A 16,840-nucleotide genomic window follows, 5' to 3' on the forward strand; every position below is an offset into this window, starting at 1 on the left:
CAGACGGCCGAGATCGAGCAGATGGACACAAGATGCTCGGCCAGAGCTGACACATCGCCGGCAAGAGGTGTGGCCGTTGGCGTACGGCGTCGGCCGCACCTCTTTGCCTACGCCGCAGGACCGCGAAGACGACTGGCATGGAGTAGGGAGGGCGAGACCGGTCGGCCTCCTCTCCCCATCCGTCAGATGGGAGCGAGTCGCGGTTCCTCCCGTGCGACCAGCCGTCCGCTGCGCGCGAGCCCGGCGACGGAGGCCGCGCAGGCGAGCCCCGTCACGGTCAGGGCCCACCAGGTCAGCCAGAGGGCGTCGTGTTGTTCGGCGAAGTCCCACAGGGCGCCGGTGGCGAGGTTGCCGAGGGTGATTCCGACGCCGGAGACGGTGTTGTAGAGGCCGTAGTGCGTGGCGACGAGGCGGTTGCCGGAGAGCGTGACGACGGTGTCCATCTCCAACGGGTAGACGACCGCGCCGGCGGCTGAGAGCAGCGCCACCGCCACTACCAGGGCGGTGAGTACGGCGGCGGTGTCGGGCGGGGTGAGGGCGAGCGGCAGGAAGGCGAGGCCCATCGCGGCCAGTCCGCGCACCAGTGCCTGGGCGGGGCTCCAGCGTAGCTGCGCCCAGCCCGTCAACCGCAGTTGCCCGAGCACGGCGACTGCGGCGGAGACCACGAACAGCCCACTCGTCGCCCATGTTCCCCTGGGCCCCAGAACGTCCGTGGCGGCCAGGGGCAGGGCCAGGTAGACCTGGAACGTCAGCACGTACGAGCCGATCATCGCTGTGGCGAAGAGCAGGAAGGGCCGGTTGGCCACGACGGAGCGCCACTGGGTCAGCACGTTGTCGGACCCGGAGTCGGCCGTCGCACCCCGGCGGGCGGGCAGCGCACGCCCCTGCAGCACGGTCAGGACCGCGAAAATCGCGGCGGCGACCGTGCAGACGAGGCGGAAGTCAGCGGCCAGCAGGGCGAGTCCGACCAGCGGGCCCAGCAGCATGCCGGCCTGGTAGTAGACGTTGAAGGTGGCGAAGGCGTCCACGCGGCGCTCGCCTGCCTCGGCGGCCAGGTAGGCGCGGACGGCCGGGTTGAACAGGGCGCCTGCGAAACCGGTGGCCGCCGAGGCGACGATCAGGGCGGGCAGGTTGTCGACCCAGCCGAGCAGACCGAAGCCGACGGTCCGCAGCAGGCAGCCGGCCATGATCGGGGCCTTGTAGCCGAAGCGGTCGGCGATGGTGCCGCCGATGAGGAACATGCCCTGCTGGGAGAAGTTGCGCACGCCCAGGACGAGTCCGACCACCCAGGCCGCCAGGCCGAGCCCCCCGGACAAGTGGGCAGCGAGGTAGGGCATGAGCATGTAGAAGGCGAGGTTGATGGCGAACTGGTTGGCCATCAACAGCCGTGCGGCGGGCGGGAAGGAGCGGGTCTGCCGCCACAGGGTGTTCATCGGGCGGCTCCTGTGAGGGCGTGGGTGGCGCTGTCAGGTCGGCCGGTCGTGGCGAGCGGGTCGGTGATGCAGGTGCAGCGCGTCCAGCGGGTCACGATCCGGTCGGCGGGGTGGGCGATCTCGTCCGGGTCGTCGGCGGGCAGGTGGTCGAGCAGACCGTGTCCCCGGCAGTAGGTGTCGTCGAAGACGGTGCCGACGTAGCGTTGCGGCCCGTCGGGGAAGACGGCGACGATGCGGTTCTCGGCGGGCAGGGTGCGGGCCAGCCAGCGGGCGACGAGGGCGACGGCGCCGACGCTCCAGCCACCGGAGGCGTAGTGATCGCGGGCCAGACTCCGTGCCGCCCACACCGCTTCGGGGGCGGCGACCCAGTGGACCTCGTCGAACAGGTCGTAGGCGACATTGCGAGGGTAGAGGCTGCTGCCGAGGCCGCGCATCACACGGTTCGCCGCGGGCTGGCCGAAGATGGTGGAGCCGGTCGTATCCACGCCGACGACCCGCAGCCGGGGGAAGTAACAGCGCAGGACGGAGGCGATGCCGGCGGAGTGGCCGCCCGTGCCGACGGAAACGACGAGGGTGTCGATCCGGCCCAGCTGGGCGACGAGTTCGTGGGCGAGGGTGGCGTAGGCGGCCACGTTGTCGGGGTTGTTGTACTGGTCGGGGCACCAGGTGTCCGGCTGGACGGCGAGGAGTTCCTCGACGCGTCGGCGGCGGGCCTCCTGCCAGCCGCCGGTGGCGTGCGCGGTGTCGACGAGGTCGACTTCGGCGCCGTACGCGGCTAGCAGGCCGGTCATCAGGGGTTCCATGCCGGGGTCGGTGACGACGGTGACCTGGTGGCCGTAGGCGGCTCCGGCGAGCGCCAGGCCGAGGCCGAGGGTGCCTGAGGTGGACTCGATGATGCGGGCGCCTGGCAGCAGCTGCCCGCGCTCGCGTGCGGCGCGGACCATGTGCAGGGCGGCGCGGTCCTTGATGCCGCCGGGGTTGTGGCCTTCGAGTTTGGCCCAGAAGCCGCGTCCGGTGGCGGTGAAGGGGGCGCCGATCCACAGGACGGGGGTGTCGCCGACCAGGCCGGCCGGGGTGTTCGTCGGGCGCTTGGCGTCGGCGAGGAACTGGGCTGGGGAGGTGGGCGTGGAGGTGTGGGTGGGGTGGTTCATGGCGTGCTTCTCCTGCGGCCGGCGCAGTGATCGGCGACCGGTCGTGCGTAGGGGAAAGAGACGGAGGTGATCGGGAGCCGTCGCCGGGGCATGCGGGTGGTGCCGTCCGGGGCTGCGGCTCAGAGGCCGATCAGGTCCGCCAAACGCCCAGTCGGGCCCGCTCTTGGTGGATGGGGGACGCTGCGGGATCCGGGCGCCGTGGCGGCCGTTCCCCTGCAGTACCGGGCGGTGCGCCGATGTATTCGGCGGGCAGCGCGTGGTGGGCTGCTTCGGCGAGAGTGATGTCGCGCGGTAGTTGAACCGTCGGCTCGTCCAGGTTGCAGCAGTGCGTCCCGCCGCCGTCGGCGGGATCCAGTCCGTCGGCGGTCCAATCGTCGGCTGACGCTGTCGTCTGACCGCAGGAGGCCGTGGGAACGACGTGGATGGCGCCGACATGGCCCGCACCCGCCGGGACGGGGCCATGAGCACACCCAAGCAGGTGCACCAGCGCGGCCAGCAGCACCGCGAGGGCCGCCCCGGTCCAAGGCACGGGGCGGTGGCTGCGGCGTACTGACCAAACCCTCATCAGCACAGAAGGTAATCGATCGAGCGCATAGAGTGCGCGATGACGGCCTCGACGTGCGGCCAGACAGCTGCCAGTGCCCGCCGGACTCCCGCCGTCCAGCCCTCCGCCGGTGTCGGCAACACCGGACCACCACCCGCGGCCGATCACCGGAACGGGCGGGTCCGGTCGTGGATGTGCTCCTCGACGCCTTGGGTCAATCGCCCACCGACCGGCCGATCGAGCTGAACCTCGCCGGGCTGCGGCATCTCGACCACACTTGCATGGGCACCCTGCTGACCGGTGACGACTTCCGGGTGTTCGGGCAGAACGGCGCTGGAGGTTACGCAGCGTTCTGGCTCGTCCGCCATGATGAGGATCTTGCCGATCAGCCATCGTCTTCCTCGGCTCCGAGGGCGAGACCGCCGTCGTCGCACGAGACTTGCCCGACGTCCTGCGGCTGCTTGCGGGCCTTCCGGTTCGCTAGGCTCCGACGACGCTCCGGTGAACAGAGCGCGGGGAGGCACAGGTTGAGGAGCGCCAGTGCCGGATGGAAGTCGGATCCGACGTGGCGCTGAGACATGCAGGGCGCGCCCGTACCTCGTTCGCGTGGAAACGCCGACGTCTGGAAGGACAGGCGGCCGTGCCGGGAACAGCCGGCCCAGCCGGCACGGTTGCATCGACCGGGGGACCGGCGCCGTACGGGCGGGGAACGCGGAGACCACAAGGTCGTCCGCCCCACCAGGATCCGGGCCCCCAGGATCGCGGTACGCCCGCCGCGCTACTTGGACCAAGACCTATTTCTGCAGGAGGACTGTTTCATGACTGACCGGCCCTTGACCCTCATGGCAGTACACGCCCACCCCGACGACGAGGCCACCGGAACCGGAGGGGTCCTCGCGCGGTACGCGGCGGAAGGCATCCGCACGGTTCTCGTGACGTGTACCGACGGCGGTTGCGGTGACGGACCGGGGGGTGTCAAGCCGGGCGATCCCGGGCACGATCCGGCGGCGGTCGCCTTGATGCGCCGTCAAGAACTTGAGGCGAGCTGTGACGTCCTGAAGGTCAGCGATCTGGAGATGCTGGACTATGCCGACTCCGGGATGACCGGCTGGCCGGGCAACGACGCCCCCGGATCCTTCTGGCAGACCCCCGTGCAGGAAGGCGCGGCCCGACTCGCGGAACTCATGCGGCACTACCGACCTGATGTGGTCGTCACCTACGACGAGAACGGCTTCTACGGCCACCCCGACCACATCCAGGCCCACCGCATCACGATGGCGGCGCTGGAGATGACCGCGCTGACACCGAAGGTGTACTGGACCACGATGCCCCGCTCGATGATGCAGCGGTTCGGCGAGATCATGCGCGAGTTTCATGAGGACATGCCCGAGCCGGATCCTGCCGAGGCCGCCGCGATGGCCGAGATCGGCCTCCCCGACGATGAGATCACCACCTGGGTGGACACCACCGCGTTCAGCGGTCAGAAGTTCGACGCGCTGGCCGCGCACGCCAGCCAGGGCGAGAACATCTTCTTCCTCAAGATGGGCAAGGAGAGGTTCGGCGAGCTGATGGGCATGGAGACCTTCGTACGCGTCAAGGACACCACCGGCGCGGCCGTACCCGAGAACGATCTCTTCGCCGGACTGCGCTGATCCGCCCGTACGACCGGCCCGGGAAAGCGCATCGACCGCACGGCGCAATCGAGCGGGCCACACACCCGGAGGCTTGTCCACGCGAGTTCCGCTCCGGCAGCCCGCATCCACGCTCTCGCCGACGGCGTCGACGCGTGCCCGCACTACCGACCCGACACCGCGCTCGTCCCAAGCGTCGCGGATACGGCGCGCGGACGGGAGATCGGCCTGCGATGGTGCACGGTCCGCCGGCCGATCTTCCGGATTGTGCGGGTGCGTGTCAGCAGACGGCCGTGCGCGCGTATGTGCCCTCGTAGAAGAACGGCGCTGCGGTGTAGCCCTTCCCCAGGCTGAAACACCGGCCGGCGGGACCGTCGTTCACGATGACCTGAATGGACATGGCTCGGGGACAGGTGTTCTCGAGGTACACCCAGAAACCTTGGCCGGTGTAGGTCACATCGCGTGTGATGCACGCGGGTGCGGTCCCGCTGGCCGCGGGGGCCGCTTGGGCTGGGACAGCCATGGAACCGAGCGCGAGAGAGGTCCCGGCGAGGGCGCCGACAAGTGCGTGACGAATGCGCATATTTCACTCCGCCTTCTGTGCACACGCCTGGAGCGTCCAGCGTGTGGTCGTTGATACGCCTGGCCTTCTGAGTTGGCCGGGGTGGTCGCGGTCCGGCGGGGTGCCAGCAGGCACCGAACACCTCCGCCGTACGAAGGTCGTAGTCGCGGCGTGGGCCAGACTGGGTCTAGCGCCCGGCCGGCCACGCGGCGGCGGCGAACGGGCCGGAACGCTTCTCGAGCATCGCGAGGGCCTGTCGCCACCGGGGTGTACGACTCGCACACCCCGGTGGGAGGAGAGGTCACCGGACGCGGCTGCAACCGGAGGGGGCCCTCTCCGGGTAGTAGTTGCACACGTTGATCTGTACACCGTCCACGTTGGACAACGGGGTGCTGTACGTTCCGTTGACCTTGACCCGTTGCTGAGAGATCCAGCTCCACTGGCCGTTCTGGTACTTCCAGTAGCTCAGGTAGAGGCCGCCTGCCCAGCCGTCGCCCGGGCACTTGTCGCGGACAGCGATGCTGAAGTAGGCGTTGTAGGTGTCACGCCCCTGGGCATTGCCGGTCCAGGTGTAGCTGTAGGTGCCCCCGGCGTCCGCGCAGCCGTTGGTGCTCTCGCCGTAGACACTGGCCGCCTGCGCCGTGCCCGAAAAGGCCACGGTAGCCACGGCGGCCAGGGTCACGCCGATACCCGCTTTTCCAATCCACGACGCCAAACCCGTCTTCTCCACTGATGCTCCCTTGTGTGAGCCGTGCGCTGTGGTGTGAGCGCTTGGACGGGGAACAGGCTTGCGGGCGCCGGAGCAGCAGCACAGTGAAATCGCGTGTCCCGGACAGGCGCGGGCTGTCCGGGCTGGTCGGAGCCTTGTCCGAACCTCGGCCCGGACAGCCGGACATGACGGAATGCTCCGTTGTCTCTTTGGCAGGGACGCCGCAAGATGACACTCATGGGAAACCTGGGGGAGTTACCACCGTACGAAGACGTGTCTCCGCACGAAGTCCGGGACGACGCCGGCTTCATCGCGTCGATGCAGCGGCTCAAGGAGCGTTCGGGGCTGACGTATCGCGAGCTGGAGGAGCGAGCCGCTCGCAGCGGTGACGTCCTGGCGCGCAGCACGCTCGCCGACGTACTGCGCCGGACGAGCCTGCCGCGTCCCGAGGTCCTGGTCGCGTTCGTCCGCGCCTGCGGGGACGGTGAGCGGGTCGACGCCTGGCTGGCCACCAGAGACCGGGTCGCCGCCGCACGCACAATTGCGGCGCCCGTCCCGGCGCGCGACTTTGAAACCGATGCTCAACCGCAGACCGAAGCGGCTGCGATCGCGCGGCCCCGCCGGCCCAGGGCCACCACAGTCGCCGGCGCGACCATGCTCGCGGTCCCGCTGCTGGCCCTGGTCGCCTGGGGGCTGCTCTCTGGCGACCCCGACGAGCCAGGGACACAGGCTTCTCCCGCCCCCTCATCCCGCGCCCCCGCCGACGGCTGGGTCACCATCCGCCCCGCCCGCACGCCCGATCTCTGCCTGACCGACGGACGCGACCGCGACGGCACCTACAACAGCGCCGTAGCCGTCCAACTCCCCTGTGCCCAGGCCCCCGTGCCGCGCACCTACCTCGAACCGATGGGTGAGGGGCTCTACCGCATCCAGTGGCACCATCCCCAGATGGGCAAGGGATGCCTGACGGTCATGGGCGAGGACCAGATCAAGGGCATGCTCGAACCCCGCCTGAATTGCGCGCAGGGCACCCTCTTCCGCCTGGAACCCACTGCCGGGACATTCCGGCTGCGTCCGGCCACCAGCAGCGGGTGCATCGGTATCGTCGACAACGACACCACCGTGGGCGCTGAGGCGATCGAGGAACGCTGCTCCGGCGCGGCAGATCAGCGGTTCCTCGTCCGGGTGGGCTGACGGCCCTTTGCACCTGAGCCTTCGCAGGCGGTGCCCCGCCAGGTGGCGGCGGTCCAGATCATGGCTTCGTGGGTGGCTGGGAGGGTCTCGAAGTCGCGTACGAGGCGGCGGAACTTGGCCAGCAAGAGACAGGTCCCCCAGGCCGGGCACTACCGTCGGTGAATCCTGGCTCCGCCGCTCCCTGCCCGCAGGGCGGTCCGATCTCGTCGACCACCGGATAGGCCGGGAGCGGAGCGACAACGGACACCTCGGCAACTGCATCGGTCTTCGAAACAGCCCCGAGCATGCCCCCTGATCATGCTGGCACAGCGGCAAACTCCAAGATCCCCACCAGAGTCAAGCTCAGCCTGAGCAGGGGCACAGGCGGGATCGCTGCCCCGCCACTTGCCGGACTCGCCCATGCCGAGGATGAGGTCCGCGCGGGTCGGCGGAAGCCGCAGGGCGAAACGGTCGCATGTAGCCGCCGCGGGCCACGCGGCCAGCTTCCCTAGACGGGGAGAACCTGACTGAAGAGGTCGCCTGTACGCCCAGGGGCGCCTGGCGGGCGATGGTCTGAGCGATTGGTCCGAGCGATGGCGATGGCCCAGTCGACGAGGGAACCTTCCGGGACCACTTCTTGGACGATGCCGATGCGGTACGCCTCGGCCGCGCCGAGGGCTTCGGCCGTGAGCAGCCGGCGCATGGCCTTCCCCCCAGCCTGCGGCCTTGGGGAAGGCGCCGGCCGGAGCAAAGCAACACGCCCCAACGTGCCTCGCCCCTGCTCCGCGATGTGTAGCCGGACTCTGTTCCGCTCGACGAAGCGATGGGTGAGCTCGCCTGCCGTGCGGCCTCCTTGAAAGACACGTGCCCTTCATTCGCCAGCCGCGGGTACGGCGCCGCCAGGTCTGCGGACAGCTCTGGCCTGACGCGCCGGGAGACCTCGTCGGCCGGCACCTCGTTAACCCCCGACTCGAGGCCGTGTCGGTGTCGACGGGCGGCGCCGTGAAGTCGACGCCCTCGACGACCGCACCGATGCGGGCCGTGAGCTTGCGGATGGACGGAGACATGAGGCGGTCCCTCTCCGGGAATGGGGCGCGGTGCCGCGTGCTGAGAGTGGGAGTGAAGGGGTGAGGGGCGGGGACGACCGGGGGCGACCGAGAACTGCGCGAGGAGTGCCCCGACGCATGTGAAGCCACGACGTATGTGAAGCCACAGGGACGTGCGACCGCCCCGGTCAGCAGGTGATGCCCAGCCGCAGCTGAGGGAACGTCGCTTCTTCGGCCTCAAGCCGGCCGACAACGCGACGTGCCTACGACGACCGCGTCAGCCCGCTCCGAGAAAGGAGACGGACAGCGGAGCCGGAGAAGGCGGCGGTCAGGGGGTGGGTACGGCGGTCCCGCGGGGAGGCACCGATGTGCGGGCGGCTTCGCACCGCTCTTTGCGGACGTACGTCTTCGACGCAGACCGGTCGCTGCCGGGGACCGCTTTCCGGATCAGCGACAACAGGACGTGCTGGACACGTGCGCCAGATCGATGTGGCGCCGCCGGGTCAGGCCCACGCGCGCGTTCGTGGACGGGAGTTCAGCAGACGCCCACCTCTTCGGTCAAGAAGTACGGGACTGATCCCGCATTGCGGACATCGCACTTGTACATGGCCGGCACCAGATCGGCCTGCTTGACGAGGAACTCCTCAGACCATCTATTCGGGTGCGTTCGGGCGGGCGAGGCCGAGGTCGTAGGCGAGGATGACGGCCTGGATGCGGTCGCGGGCTCCCAGCTTCGCCAGGACGCGGCCGACGTGCGTCTTCACGGTGGATTCCGCGACGACCAGGCGCTCGGCGATCTCACGGTTGCTCCACCCCTGGCCGATGGAGACCAGGATCTCGTACTCGCGTTCGGTCAGGGCGCGCACCCTGGGGTCGTCCGCCGCCTTTCGGCTCGACGACTCTTGGGGCAGGTGCCGCGCGTAGGCGTCAAGGAGGCGGCGGGTCAGAGCCGGGGCGATCACCGCGTCGCCCGCGGCGACCGCGCGGATGCCGGCCAGGAGTTCCTCCGGGTGGGCGTCCTTGAGGAGGAATCCGCTGGCTCCCGCGCGCAGCGCCGCGTGAGCGTATTCGTCCAGATCGAAGGTGGTGAGGATGAGGACGCGGGAGCGGTCACCGGAGGCGGCGATGCGGCGGGTGGCCTCGATGCCGTCCATGCCGGGCATCCGTACGTCCATGAGGATCACGTCCGGGCGGAGTTCGGCGGCCTTGCGGACGGCCTCGCCGCCGTGGGCCGCCTCCCCCACGACAGCGGTGTCGGGAGTGCTCTCCAGCAGCATGCGGAAGCCGAGGCGTTGCAGTGGCTGGTCGTCCACGATGAGCACGGTGGTCACGCGGCATCGCCCGTGCCGGTCAGCGGGGTGAGGTCGAGAGTGGCCCGCACCGCCCATCCCCCGCCGGGGGCGGGTCCCGCGGTGACGGTCCCGTTGTAGAGGGCTGCGCGTTCTCTCATACCGGCGAGTCCGTGTCCTTCGTCGTGGGGCGCTTCGGGCCGGGCGGTCGCTCGAGCCGGGCCGGTGTCGCGGACGTCGATGTGCGTCTCCGCGTCGTCGACGGTCACTGTCAGGTCGACACGCGTGTCGTGGCCCGCGTGCTTGAGGGCGTTGGTGAGGGCTTCCTGGACGATACGGTAGACGGTCAGCTGGACACCGCGGTCCAGCGTGTCCAGCTCGCCCACGGTGCGGTAGACGACCTGCGGACCGGCCGCGCGAATCCTGCCGCACAGGGCGTCGATGTCGGCGATGCCCGGCTGGGGGCTGAGTTCCGGGGTGTGCGGAGCCTGGGTCTGTTCGCGCAGGACACCGAGCATGCGGCGCAGTTCACCCAGCGCCTGGCGTCCGGTGTCACCGATGAGGAGCAACGCCTGCTTGCCCCGTTCGGGCGCGAGGTCGGTCGCGTACGCGCCACCGTCGGCGAGGGTGATGATGACGGAGAGGTTGTGGCCGATGATGTCGTGCATCTCGCGGGCCACACGGGTGCGTTCGGCGGCGGCGGCGAGTTTGCTGCGCTGGTCGCGTTCGATCTCCAGGCGGGTCGCGCGATCGCGCAGACCGGCGAGCTGGGCACGCCTGATCCGTACGGCGAGACCCAGCGCGACCGCTGCCGTTATGGTGCTGAGCAGGAAGAACAGCGCGTCCAGGACCGACACTTCGGACGGCAGCCGCACCGCGACCAGACCCAGCGCGCCGGCGGTGACCGCGCAGGCCACGGGCAGCCGCCGAAGCGGCCCGTGCAGCACCAGGCTGTAGAGGGCGATCATCAGGGCGACGTCGGCGCGCAGCCAGACTCCCAGGAACCACTGGAGGTAGAACACCGCGGCGATCACGGCGAATGCCAGTGACGGCCTTCTGCGCCGCCACAGCAGGGGCAGCACCAGCCCGGCCTGCAGCGCGAGGACCCCCGGCCAGGGCAGGCGAGTGAAGGAGGCGTCGAAGCGGTGCCGTTCACCGCCGTGCACCAGGTCCGGCACGCAGAACATCAAAACCACGGCAGCGATCACAGCCGCGTCCAGGATCCATGGGCGGTTCCGGTCGCCCTGCTTGAGTCGCCGGCCGAAGCGGGACAGCCAGTCGGCCACGGGGTGACTCCACAGGAGGTCCGCCTCATCGGACGGCGGGGCTGAGGACGCCCCCGCCCGGGCGGTGTCGTCGATGCTCATGGGGGTCCCTGGTCCGTGCTCATAGGGGTCACCTGTCCATTGTGTGTCCGCCCGCGTGTCCGTCGTGGCTCGCAACGGCTGACCGGCGCGGCATCCGACCTGGTGACCCGGTCGGGTGCCGCGCCGGTGGCGAAGCGGGACGACGTCAGGCGTCGGTCCGTACGAGGCGATAGGCGGCGCCTGCCAGCGCGAGCACCGTCCAGGCGAGGAAGACCACAAGCCCCGCCGTCGGTGACAAGTTCGTCGCGTCGTGGTGCAGCGCGAACATCGACTCGCCCGCGTTGCTGGGCAGGTACGGACCGATGTTGTCCTGCCACGAGGTCGGCAGCAGCGAAATCAGACCGGGAACCAGCATCAGCGCGCCGACCAGGACCGCGATACCGCCGGCGACCGAACGGAGCAGGGCGCCCAGAGCGGTGCCGATCACACCGACCAGCCCGAGGTAGAGACCGGCGCCGAGCAGGCTGCGTACGACACCGGCGTCCGAGAGGGTGAGGGCCGCCCGCGTCCCGGAGAGGATGCCGCCCGCGATCGGGAACGCGATGAAGACGCCGATGGTGGCCACGGCGAGGGCGACCAGGCCGAACACCGCCGACTTGGACCACAGCACCGGCAGGCGGCGCGGAACCGCGGCCAGCGTGGAGCGGATCATGCCGGTGGAGTACTCACCGGCGGTGACCAGCACACCCAGCACACCAAGGGCCAGTTGCGCGAAGTTCGTACCGAACAGGGAGAGACTGAGCGCGGTGGCCCCGACGTCGTCCGGGCGCAGGGGGCGACCGGAGTTGAGCTCGGACTTGAAATGAGCCGCGGCGATCACGCCGAACGCGACCAGGAAGACCAGGCCCAGGCCGAGAGTGATCCAGGTGGAGCGGAGCGACCACAGCTTGGCCCACTCGGAGCGCAGGACCCGACGTCCGGTGACCTTGTAGTGCGGACGGGGCGTCTGTACGGGCGCGGGCGCGGAGCTGTCGTTCACGGTCAGGGTGCTCATGCCGCCCTCCCAGGGGTCTCGACGACGGCGTGGTATTCGACGGCGTCACGGGTCAGGTCCATGAAGGCCTGCTCCAGGGAGACGCTTCTGGAGCTGAGCTCGAACAGGGGAATGCCGTGGTCGGCGGCCTTGCGGCCGATGGCGCGCGCGGACAGGCCGGTCACGTGCAGCTCCTCGGAGCCGACCTCGCCGATGATCTCGACGCCGGCGCCGGCCAGGACCTCGCGCAAGCGGGCCGGCTGGTCGGTCCCCACGGTCACGGTGTCACCGCCGGCCTGCCGGACCAGCTCCTGGACGGTGGTGTCGGCCAGCAGACGTCCGCGTCCCACGATGATCAGGTGCTCGGCGACCAGCGCCATCTCGCTCATCAGGTGGGAGGAGACGAAGACGGTACGACCGTCCGCCGCGAGCCCGGTCAGCAGATTGCGGATCCACAGCACACCTTCGGGGTCCAGCCCGTTGACCGGCTCGTCGAGCATGATGGTGGCCGGGTCGCCAAGGAGGGCCGCGGCAATACCCAGCCGCTGGCCCATCCCGAGGGAGAAGGCGCCCGCGCGCTTCTTGGCCACGGACTGCAGCCCGGTCAGCTCGATGACCTCGTCCACCCTGCGGCGCGGGATGCCGTGGGTGTGGGCCTGCGCCATCAGGTGGTCGAACGCGGAGCGTCCCGGGTGGATCGACTTGGCCTCCAGCAGCGCGCCGACCTCCTGCAGCGGCGCGGTGTGCTGGGCGTAGTGCTTGCCGTTGACGGTCACGCTGCCGCCGGTCGGCGCGTCCAGTCCCACGATCATGCGCATGGTGGTGGACTTGCCGGCGCCGTTCGGGCCCAGGAAGCCGGTGACGGTCCCGGGCTTGACGACGAAGTCCAGCTGGTCGACCGCCGTCTTCTCCCCGTACCGCTTCGTCAGCTGATGCGCCTCGATCATCGTTCTCCCTCACGTTCGGGGGCAGGAACCCCGACTGCCCTTGCTCACCCACCACGCTAGGAGCCCGCCGCCCGGAAACCGTGGTACCCGAGGGGTCATCGCGGCGAGCCGTGTAGTACCCCGGTACGACTGAGGCCTCGCCTGCGCCGCCGGTCTCGTACCCCGTTCGGGGTCATCCCTGCGTGGAGACATGACGACGTGCCCCCGCGGGGAGGGGGTCGGCGCCTGCGGCCAGGGGGAGCCTGAGGGTGAAGGCCGTCGAGCCGGGGCTGCTGGTCAGGTCGACGGTGCCGCCGTGGGCCAGGACCAGGGAGCGCGCGACCGCGAGGCCCAGGCCACTGCCGCCGCGGTCGCGGCTGCGGGCCTTGTCGACGCGGTAGAAGCGGTCGAGCCGTGGGCCGCGGCGTCCTTGGACTGGGTGACCTGGACGAGTTTCATCTGCTCGCCCAGCTGGCGTTCCAGATAGTCCCGCATGTACGTCGTCAGCGCCGTGCCGACGATCGCGAAGACGACGAGGGACAGCGCACCCATCCCGACGGCCAGCCGGGTGCCCAGGCGCGTCCGGCGGTAGGCGTTCCGGAGCCGGCTGATCACTCGGCGACCTGCCGCACCACGTATCCGACGCCCCGCACCGTCTGAATGAGCGGTTCGCCACTGTCGTCGAGTTTGCGGCGCAGGCGGCTCACGAGGTCCTTGCCGAGGTCGACTCCGGATATCTCGGCGCCGATGTGTCCGGCGCCCCCCGGACGCCGATGCCGGTCGTTCGCGTGCTCGCTGCCATGGGCGTGGTCGTGGTTCCGCCTTTCGTACGAGGTATGAGCTACGAAGTACGAGGGCTGAGGGCCGCTCAGCCGACGTGCACCGCCCACTGCATCCACAGCGGGAGCAGGAACAGGGCCGCGACCGAGCTCTTGATCACGAGTGACGCCGACATGTCGACGCCGATGTCGTAGCGCTGGGCGAAAATAAAGAGGTTCTGCGGGGCCGGCATCGCGGCGATGAGCACGAGGTACTTCAGCCAGTCGCCGCCGACGCCGAAGACGGTGGCGCAGACCGCCCAGGTCATCAGGGGAAAGACCAGGCACTTGAACGCGATGAGCCCGATCTCCTCGCGGCTGGTGCCCCGGACGGTGAGTCCGCTGCCGCCCAGATGCAGCCCCAGGGCGAACAGCGCCACGGGGGACGCGCTGTCGCCGACGAACGAGAACCCGTCCAGGACCGCCTTCGGGACGTGCAGCGACAGCAGATTGAGCAGGATGCCCGCGTTGCAGGCGAGGACGAGCGGGGTGGCGAGGGAGGCTCCGACGGCGCGCAGCAGCAGCGGGCCCGGCCCCACCGTGGCGTCACGCTCGGGCCGTCCCAGCTCCATGATCGAGATGATCACGAGGGTCAGGACGCAGACCTGGAAAAGGAGGACCGGGAAGATCGGGGCGGCGTTCCCGAAGAGCGTGATGAACACGGGAACGGCGAAGTAGGCGGTGTTCACCTGCACCCCGGCCATGATGCGCAGCGCCACGGCCCGGGGATCGCGTACGCCGCGCAGGCCCGCCAGGACCCCGACGGCGAGCACGGCGAGGGCGGCCGTGGTCGCGTAGGCCAGGATGGCGCGCCAGTTGAAGAGGACGCCCAGGTCACTGGTGTAGATGTTGCCGAAGAGATAGCAGGGGACCGCGAAGAGGAACGCGTAGTCGGCGAACGCCCGCGAGCTGTCCGCGGGCACGGTCTTGCGGCGCGCGAGCAGGACTCCGCAACCGAAGGCCAGCACCACCGGTACGAGTTTCTCCAGCGCGGTCAGTGCCCCCATGGCCGTACGGCCTCCCCCTCGTCGGTGAGGGCACGGTAGCCGGTGATCAGTCGCTGGATCACGGAATTCCCGCGCGGCTCGTACGTGTGGTCGTCGATCCGGGACACCGGCAGCACCTCGCACGCCGTACCGCAGACGAACGCGCTGTCCGCCTCCGGACGGACCCGGGGCTCAGGTCCTCCACCGGCGAGGTGCCCGCTGGGGGTGCTCGGCGCCGGGGGCACCGCGGCGGCGGCCCCGGCGCCGATCCCGAACCGGCCGGGAGACAGCCCGAGTACGGCTGTCGTGGAGAGGGCGTTGAGCGCCATCCACAGGCCCTGGCCCATGGTGTGCACCAGGGCCCATGGACTGCACCAGGGTGATTCCTATGAGGGTGCGGGCGGGGCCGCGCGGCGGAAGACACACGTTGACTTCGGCGGTAGACCCGCGCGGTGCGGCGCCGCCCGGGAGGCCGTCAGAACAGTTTGCTGCCCTTCAGCCTCGCTTTGATCGCCTCACGCCCGTTGCCGAGGACCAGTCGGCGCACCACGGGGTCCGCCTCGGTGGCGGCCCAACGGAGCATCCCCAGCAGGGCTTTGGGACGCGGGTTCAAAAAGCGCACCTCGCGCTCGGCGTATCCGAAGTGCTTGGGCACGAAATCGGCCGCCAGCAGCCGTTCGTACAGCAGGTCCGCCGCGTCCGGGGCGCGCACGGCGCCGGCTTCCACCGCCTCGCACTGCTTCACCATCGTCTCGTACAGCTCGGCGAAGCCGTCGTGGTCGGGCCAGTACAGACCGGGGTACGGCACGTCCTCCAGGTCGACGAAGTGCCGGTCGCGGCCGTCCTTGCGGAACTTGGTGAGCGCGCTCTGCATCCGGTACACGCCCGCGTTGGCCCCCCAGGCCCAGATCCTGAAGACCGCGCTCCACAGGTCGTAGTCGCTCCAGGAGATGAAGGCCGAGTTGACCAGCGAGTCGTTGTAGTCGAACAGCGACTGCTGCAGGCGGTCGACGGGGGCGAAGCGCTCGCCGGAGAAGTCGTCGTCCTTGACCGCGCGCAGCAGCCGCCACGCCAGCACGTTCAGGGCCTCGGTCGTGTTGGACAGGCCGCGAGAGAAGAGCGGGTCGAGGAAGCCGGCCGCGTGGGAGAGCAGGAACCAGCGGTCACCTGCGGTCTGTTTCGAGGAGTACTGAAGGCGCCCGGTCGAGGTCCATTCCCGCACCGCCTTCATGCCCTCGAACTGCCGGACGATGTCCGGGAAGGGCGCGGCGAGCCGGGCGAAGTCCTCCTCGGGGCTCAGCCCCTCCGGCTTGGGGAAGCGTCGCGGGTCGACGGTCATACCGACGCTGCACAGCGGATTCTTGGACCACTTGTTGTTGTTGAAGCCGATCACCCAGGCCCAGCCGCGGTCGAACATGTGGTGGACGGTGCCCTCGTACCAGGGGACGGGGGGCCGCTGGCTGTCCGGGAGGTGGTCGAAGAGCCGGTCGGTCGGGGTGAGGTCGACGACGTGGTTCCAGATCGAACGGGAGTGGTGCTTGAACCGGCAGGGGTCCTCGCGCAGCCCGAACTTGTCCGCGACCGGGGAACGGAATCCGCTGGCGTCCACCAGATAGCGGGCCCGGTACTCGCCGTCCTTCCCGGCCAGGGTGACGCCCGAGCCGTCGAAGTCGATGTCGGTGACGAAGAAGTTCTGCCGGGCCTTGCAGCCGTACTTGACCGCCACCTGGAAGAGGTAGGAGTCGGTGTCCTGGCGGAACAAGTGGGCGGCCTCGTGCAGGAGTTGGGGTGGAGTGTTGAACTCGTTGACCTCACGGGGATTCTGCGGGGCGCCTTCGTGGTGGAGCAGGAATCCGAAGTGACGTTTGACGCCGAAGCGCGGTCCGATGGTGCGGGTGGTGTCGGTGAACGAGGCGAGCGCGGCGATCTCCGGAACGTCGTAGCGCTCCGCGAGGGTGCGCAAGGACACCAGGGTGAACGGAATCGTCGACTCGCCGATCGCGAACCGGGGATGCGAACCGGCGTCCAGCAGCAGGACCTTGGTCCCCTGCCGTGCCAGGATCGCTCCGAGAAGCGATCCCGCGATGCCCGATCCGAGGATCGCGACGTCGTAGGTCGTCTTCTCCGGCTCAGCGTTGCCCGTTGGTTTCACGTGCTGTCTCCTTCTCGTCGGGGCGGACAGGACTGCGGCCCGCACACCTCGGCCGCGCGGTCGTTCGACCGCGCGCCCAC

15 protein-coding genes and 3 pseudogenes are annotated in these 16,840 nt (G+C 69.8%); 3 read left to right on the forward strand and 15 right to left on the reverse strand.

What is annotated here, in order from left to right; genetic code table 11:
* Positions 1-182 precede the first annotated feature (182 nt).
* The 3 genes from AB0D27_RS15255 to AB0D27_RS15265 all read right to left on the reverse strand — a co-directional run bounded on the left by AB0D27_RS15255 (position 183) and on the right by AB0D27_RS15265 (position 3,496).
* Positions 183-1,433, reverse strand: coding sequence for an MFS transporter (locus tag AB0D27_RS15255; RefSeq protein WP_362507582.1), 1,251 nt, complete (start codon positions 1,431-1,433; stop codon positions 183-185).
* Entirely contained in the window at positions 1,430-2,584 is a 1,155-nt protein-coding gene (locus tag AB0D27_RS15260) for a PLP-dependent cysteine synthase family protein (protein ID WP_362507585.1), read from the reverse strand. The genes AB0D27_RS15255 and AB0D27_RS15260 overlap by 4 nt, the downstream gene beginning before the upstream one ends.
* A gap of 708 nt (positions 2,585-3,292) precedes the next feature.
* Entirely contained in the window at positions 3,293-3,496 is a 204-nt protein-coding gene (locus tag AB0D27_RS15265; RefSeq protein ID WP_362507685.1) for a hypothetical protein, read from the reverse strand.
* Here AB0D27_RS15265 and AB0D27_RS15270 point away from each other — a divergent pair.
* Together AB0D27_RS15270 and AB0D27_RS15275 are read left to right on the forward strand one after the other, a co-directional pair.
* Positions 3,428-3,597: pseudogene (locus AB0D27_RS15270) on the forward strand (SMI1/KNR4 family protein); the annotation flags it as partial. The gene AB0D27_RS15265 and the pseudogene AB0D27_RS15270 overlap by 69 nt on opposite strands.
* A gap of 349 nt (positions 3,598-3,946) precedes the next feature.
* Entirely contained in the window at positions 3,947-4,780 is an 834-nt protein-coding gene (locus AB0D27_RS15275; protein WP_362507588.1) for a PIG-L family deacetylase, read from the forward strand.
* 259 nt (positions 4,781-5,039) lie between these two features.
* Here the strand turns inward: AB0D27_RS15275 and AB0D27_RS15280 are convergent, their stop codons facing one another.
* Both AB0D27_RS15280 and AB0D27_RS15285 read right to left on the reverse strand, forming a co-directional pair.
* The gene (locus tag AB0D27_RS15280; RefSeq protein WP_362507591.1) at positions 5,040-5,342 is read right to left on the reverse strand and encodes a hypothetical protein; all 303 of its coding nucleotides are present in this window, start codon (positions 5,340-5,342) and stop codon (positions 5,040-5,042) included.
* 280 nt (positions 5,343-5,622) lie between these two features.
* Positions 5,623-5,988, reverse strand: coding sequence for a hypothetical protein (locus tag AB0D27_RS15285; RefSeq protein WP_362507594.1), 366 nt, complete (start codon positions 5,986-5,988; stop codon positions 5,623-5,625).
* A gap of 315 nt (positions 5,989-6,303) precedes the next feature.
* Here AB0D27_RS15285 and AB0D27_RS15290 point away from each other — a divergent pair, with 315 nt between their 5' ends.
* Complete coding sequence (locus tag AB0D27_RS15290; protein ID WP_362507597.1) at positions 6,304-7,224, forward strand: XRE family transcriptional regulator; 921 nt, start codon at positions 6,304-6,306, stop codon at positions 7,222-7,224.
* A gap of 1,678 nt (positions 7,225-8,902) precedes the next feature.
* On the opposite strand, the gene AB0D27_RS15295 is transcribed toward AB0D27_RS15290, so the two are convergent.
* The 10 genes and pseudogenes from AB0D27_RS15295 to AB0D27_RS15340 all read right to left on the reverse strand — a co-directional run bounded on the left by AB0D27_RS15295 (position 8,903) and on the right by AB0D27_RS15340 (position 16,760).
* The gene (locus AB0D27_RS15295) at positions 8,903-9,580 is read right to left on the reverse strand and encodes a response regulator transcription factor (protein WP_362507600.1); all 678 of its coding nucleotides are present in this window, start codon (positions 9,578-9,580) and stop codon (positions 8,903-8,905) included.
* Complete coding sequence (locus tag AB0D27_RS15300) at positions 9,577-10,905, reverse strand: sensor histidine kinase (RefSeq protein WP_362507603.1); 1,329 nt, start codon at positions 10,903-10,905, stop codon at positions 9,577-9,579. The genes AB0D27_RS15295 and AB0D27_RS15300 overlap by 4 nt, the downstream gene beginning before the upstream one ends.
* A gap of 145 nt (positions 10,906-11,050) precedes the next feature.
* Entirely contained in the window at positions 11,051-11,899 is an 849-nt protein-coding gene (locus AB0D27_RS15305) for an ABC transporter permease (protein WP_362507606.1), read from the reverse strand.
* Positions 11,896-12,825 carry an ATP-binding cassette domain-containing protein gene (locus AB0D27_RS15310; protein WP_362507609.1) on the reverse strand — a complete coding sequence of 310 codons (930 nt, stop codon included), beginning with the start codon at positions 12,823-12,825 and terminating at the stop codon, positions 11,896-11,898. Before AB0D27_RS15310 ends, AB0D27_RS15305 begins: the two co-directional genes overlap by 4 nt.
* Positions 12,826-12,997: 172 nt before the next feature.
* Positions 12,998-13,159, reverse strand: a complete 162-nt coding sequence (locus AB0D27_RS15315; protein ID WP_362507682.1) for a hypothetical protein — start codon at positions 13,157-13,159, stop codon at positions 12,998-13,000.
* Positions 13,160-13,215: 56 nt separating this feature from the next.
* A pseudogene (locus AB0D27_RS15320) lies at positions 13,216-13,419 on the reverse strand (sensor histidine kinase); the annotation flags it as partial.
* A pseudogene (locus AB0D27_RS15325) lies at positions 13,416-13,538 on the reverse strand (winged helix-turn-helix domain-containing protein); the annotation flags it as partial. The pseudogenes AB0D27_RS15320 and AB0D27_RS15325, both read right to left, overlap by 4 nt.
* 134 nt (positions 13,539-13,672) lie before the next feature.
* Positions 13,673-14,629, reverse strand: a complete 957-nt coding sequence (locus AB0D27_RS15330; protein ID WP_362507612.1) for an AEC family transporter — start codon at positions 14,627-14,629, stop codon at positions 13,673-13,675.
* Positions 14,617-14,955, reverse strand: a complete 339-nt coding sequence (locus AB0D27_RS15335; RefSeq protein ID WP_362507615.1) for a hypothetical protein — start codon at positions 14,953-14,955, stop codon at positions 14,617-14,619. Before AB0D27_RS15335 ends, AB0D27_RS15330 begins: the two co-directional genes overlap by 13 nt.
* Before the next feature lie 128 nt (positions 14,956-15,083).
* Entirely contained in the window at positions 15,084-16,760 is a 1,677-nt protein-coding gene (locus AB0D27_RS15340; RefSeq protein ID WP_362507618.1) for a tryptophan 7-halogenase, read from the reverse strand.
* Positions 16,761-16,840: the final 80 nt, after the last annotated feature.

The organism is Streptomyces sp. NPDC048415, from assembly GCF_040651675.1.
Lineage (GTDB): Bacteria > Actinomycetota > Actinomycetes > Streptomycetales > Streptomycetaceae > Streptomyces.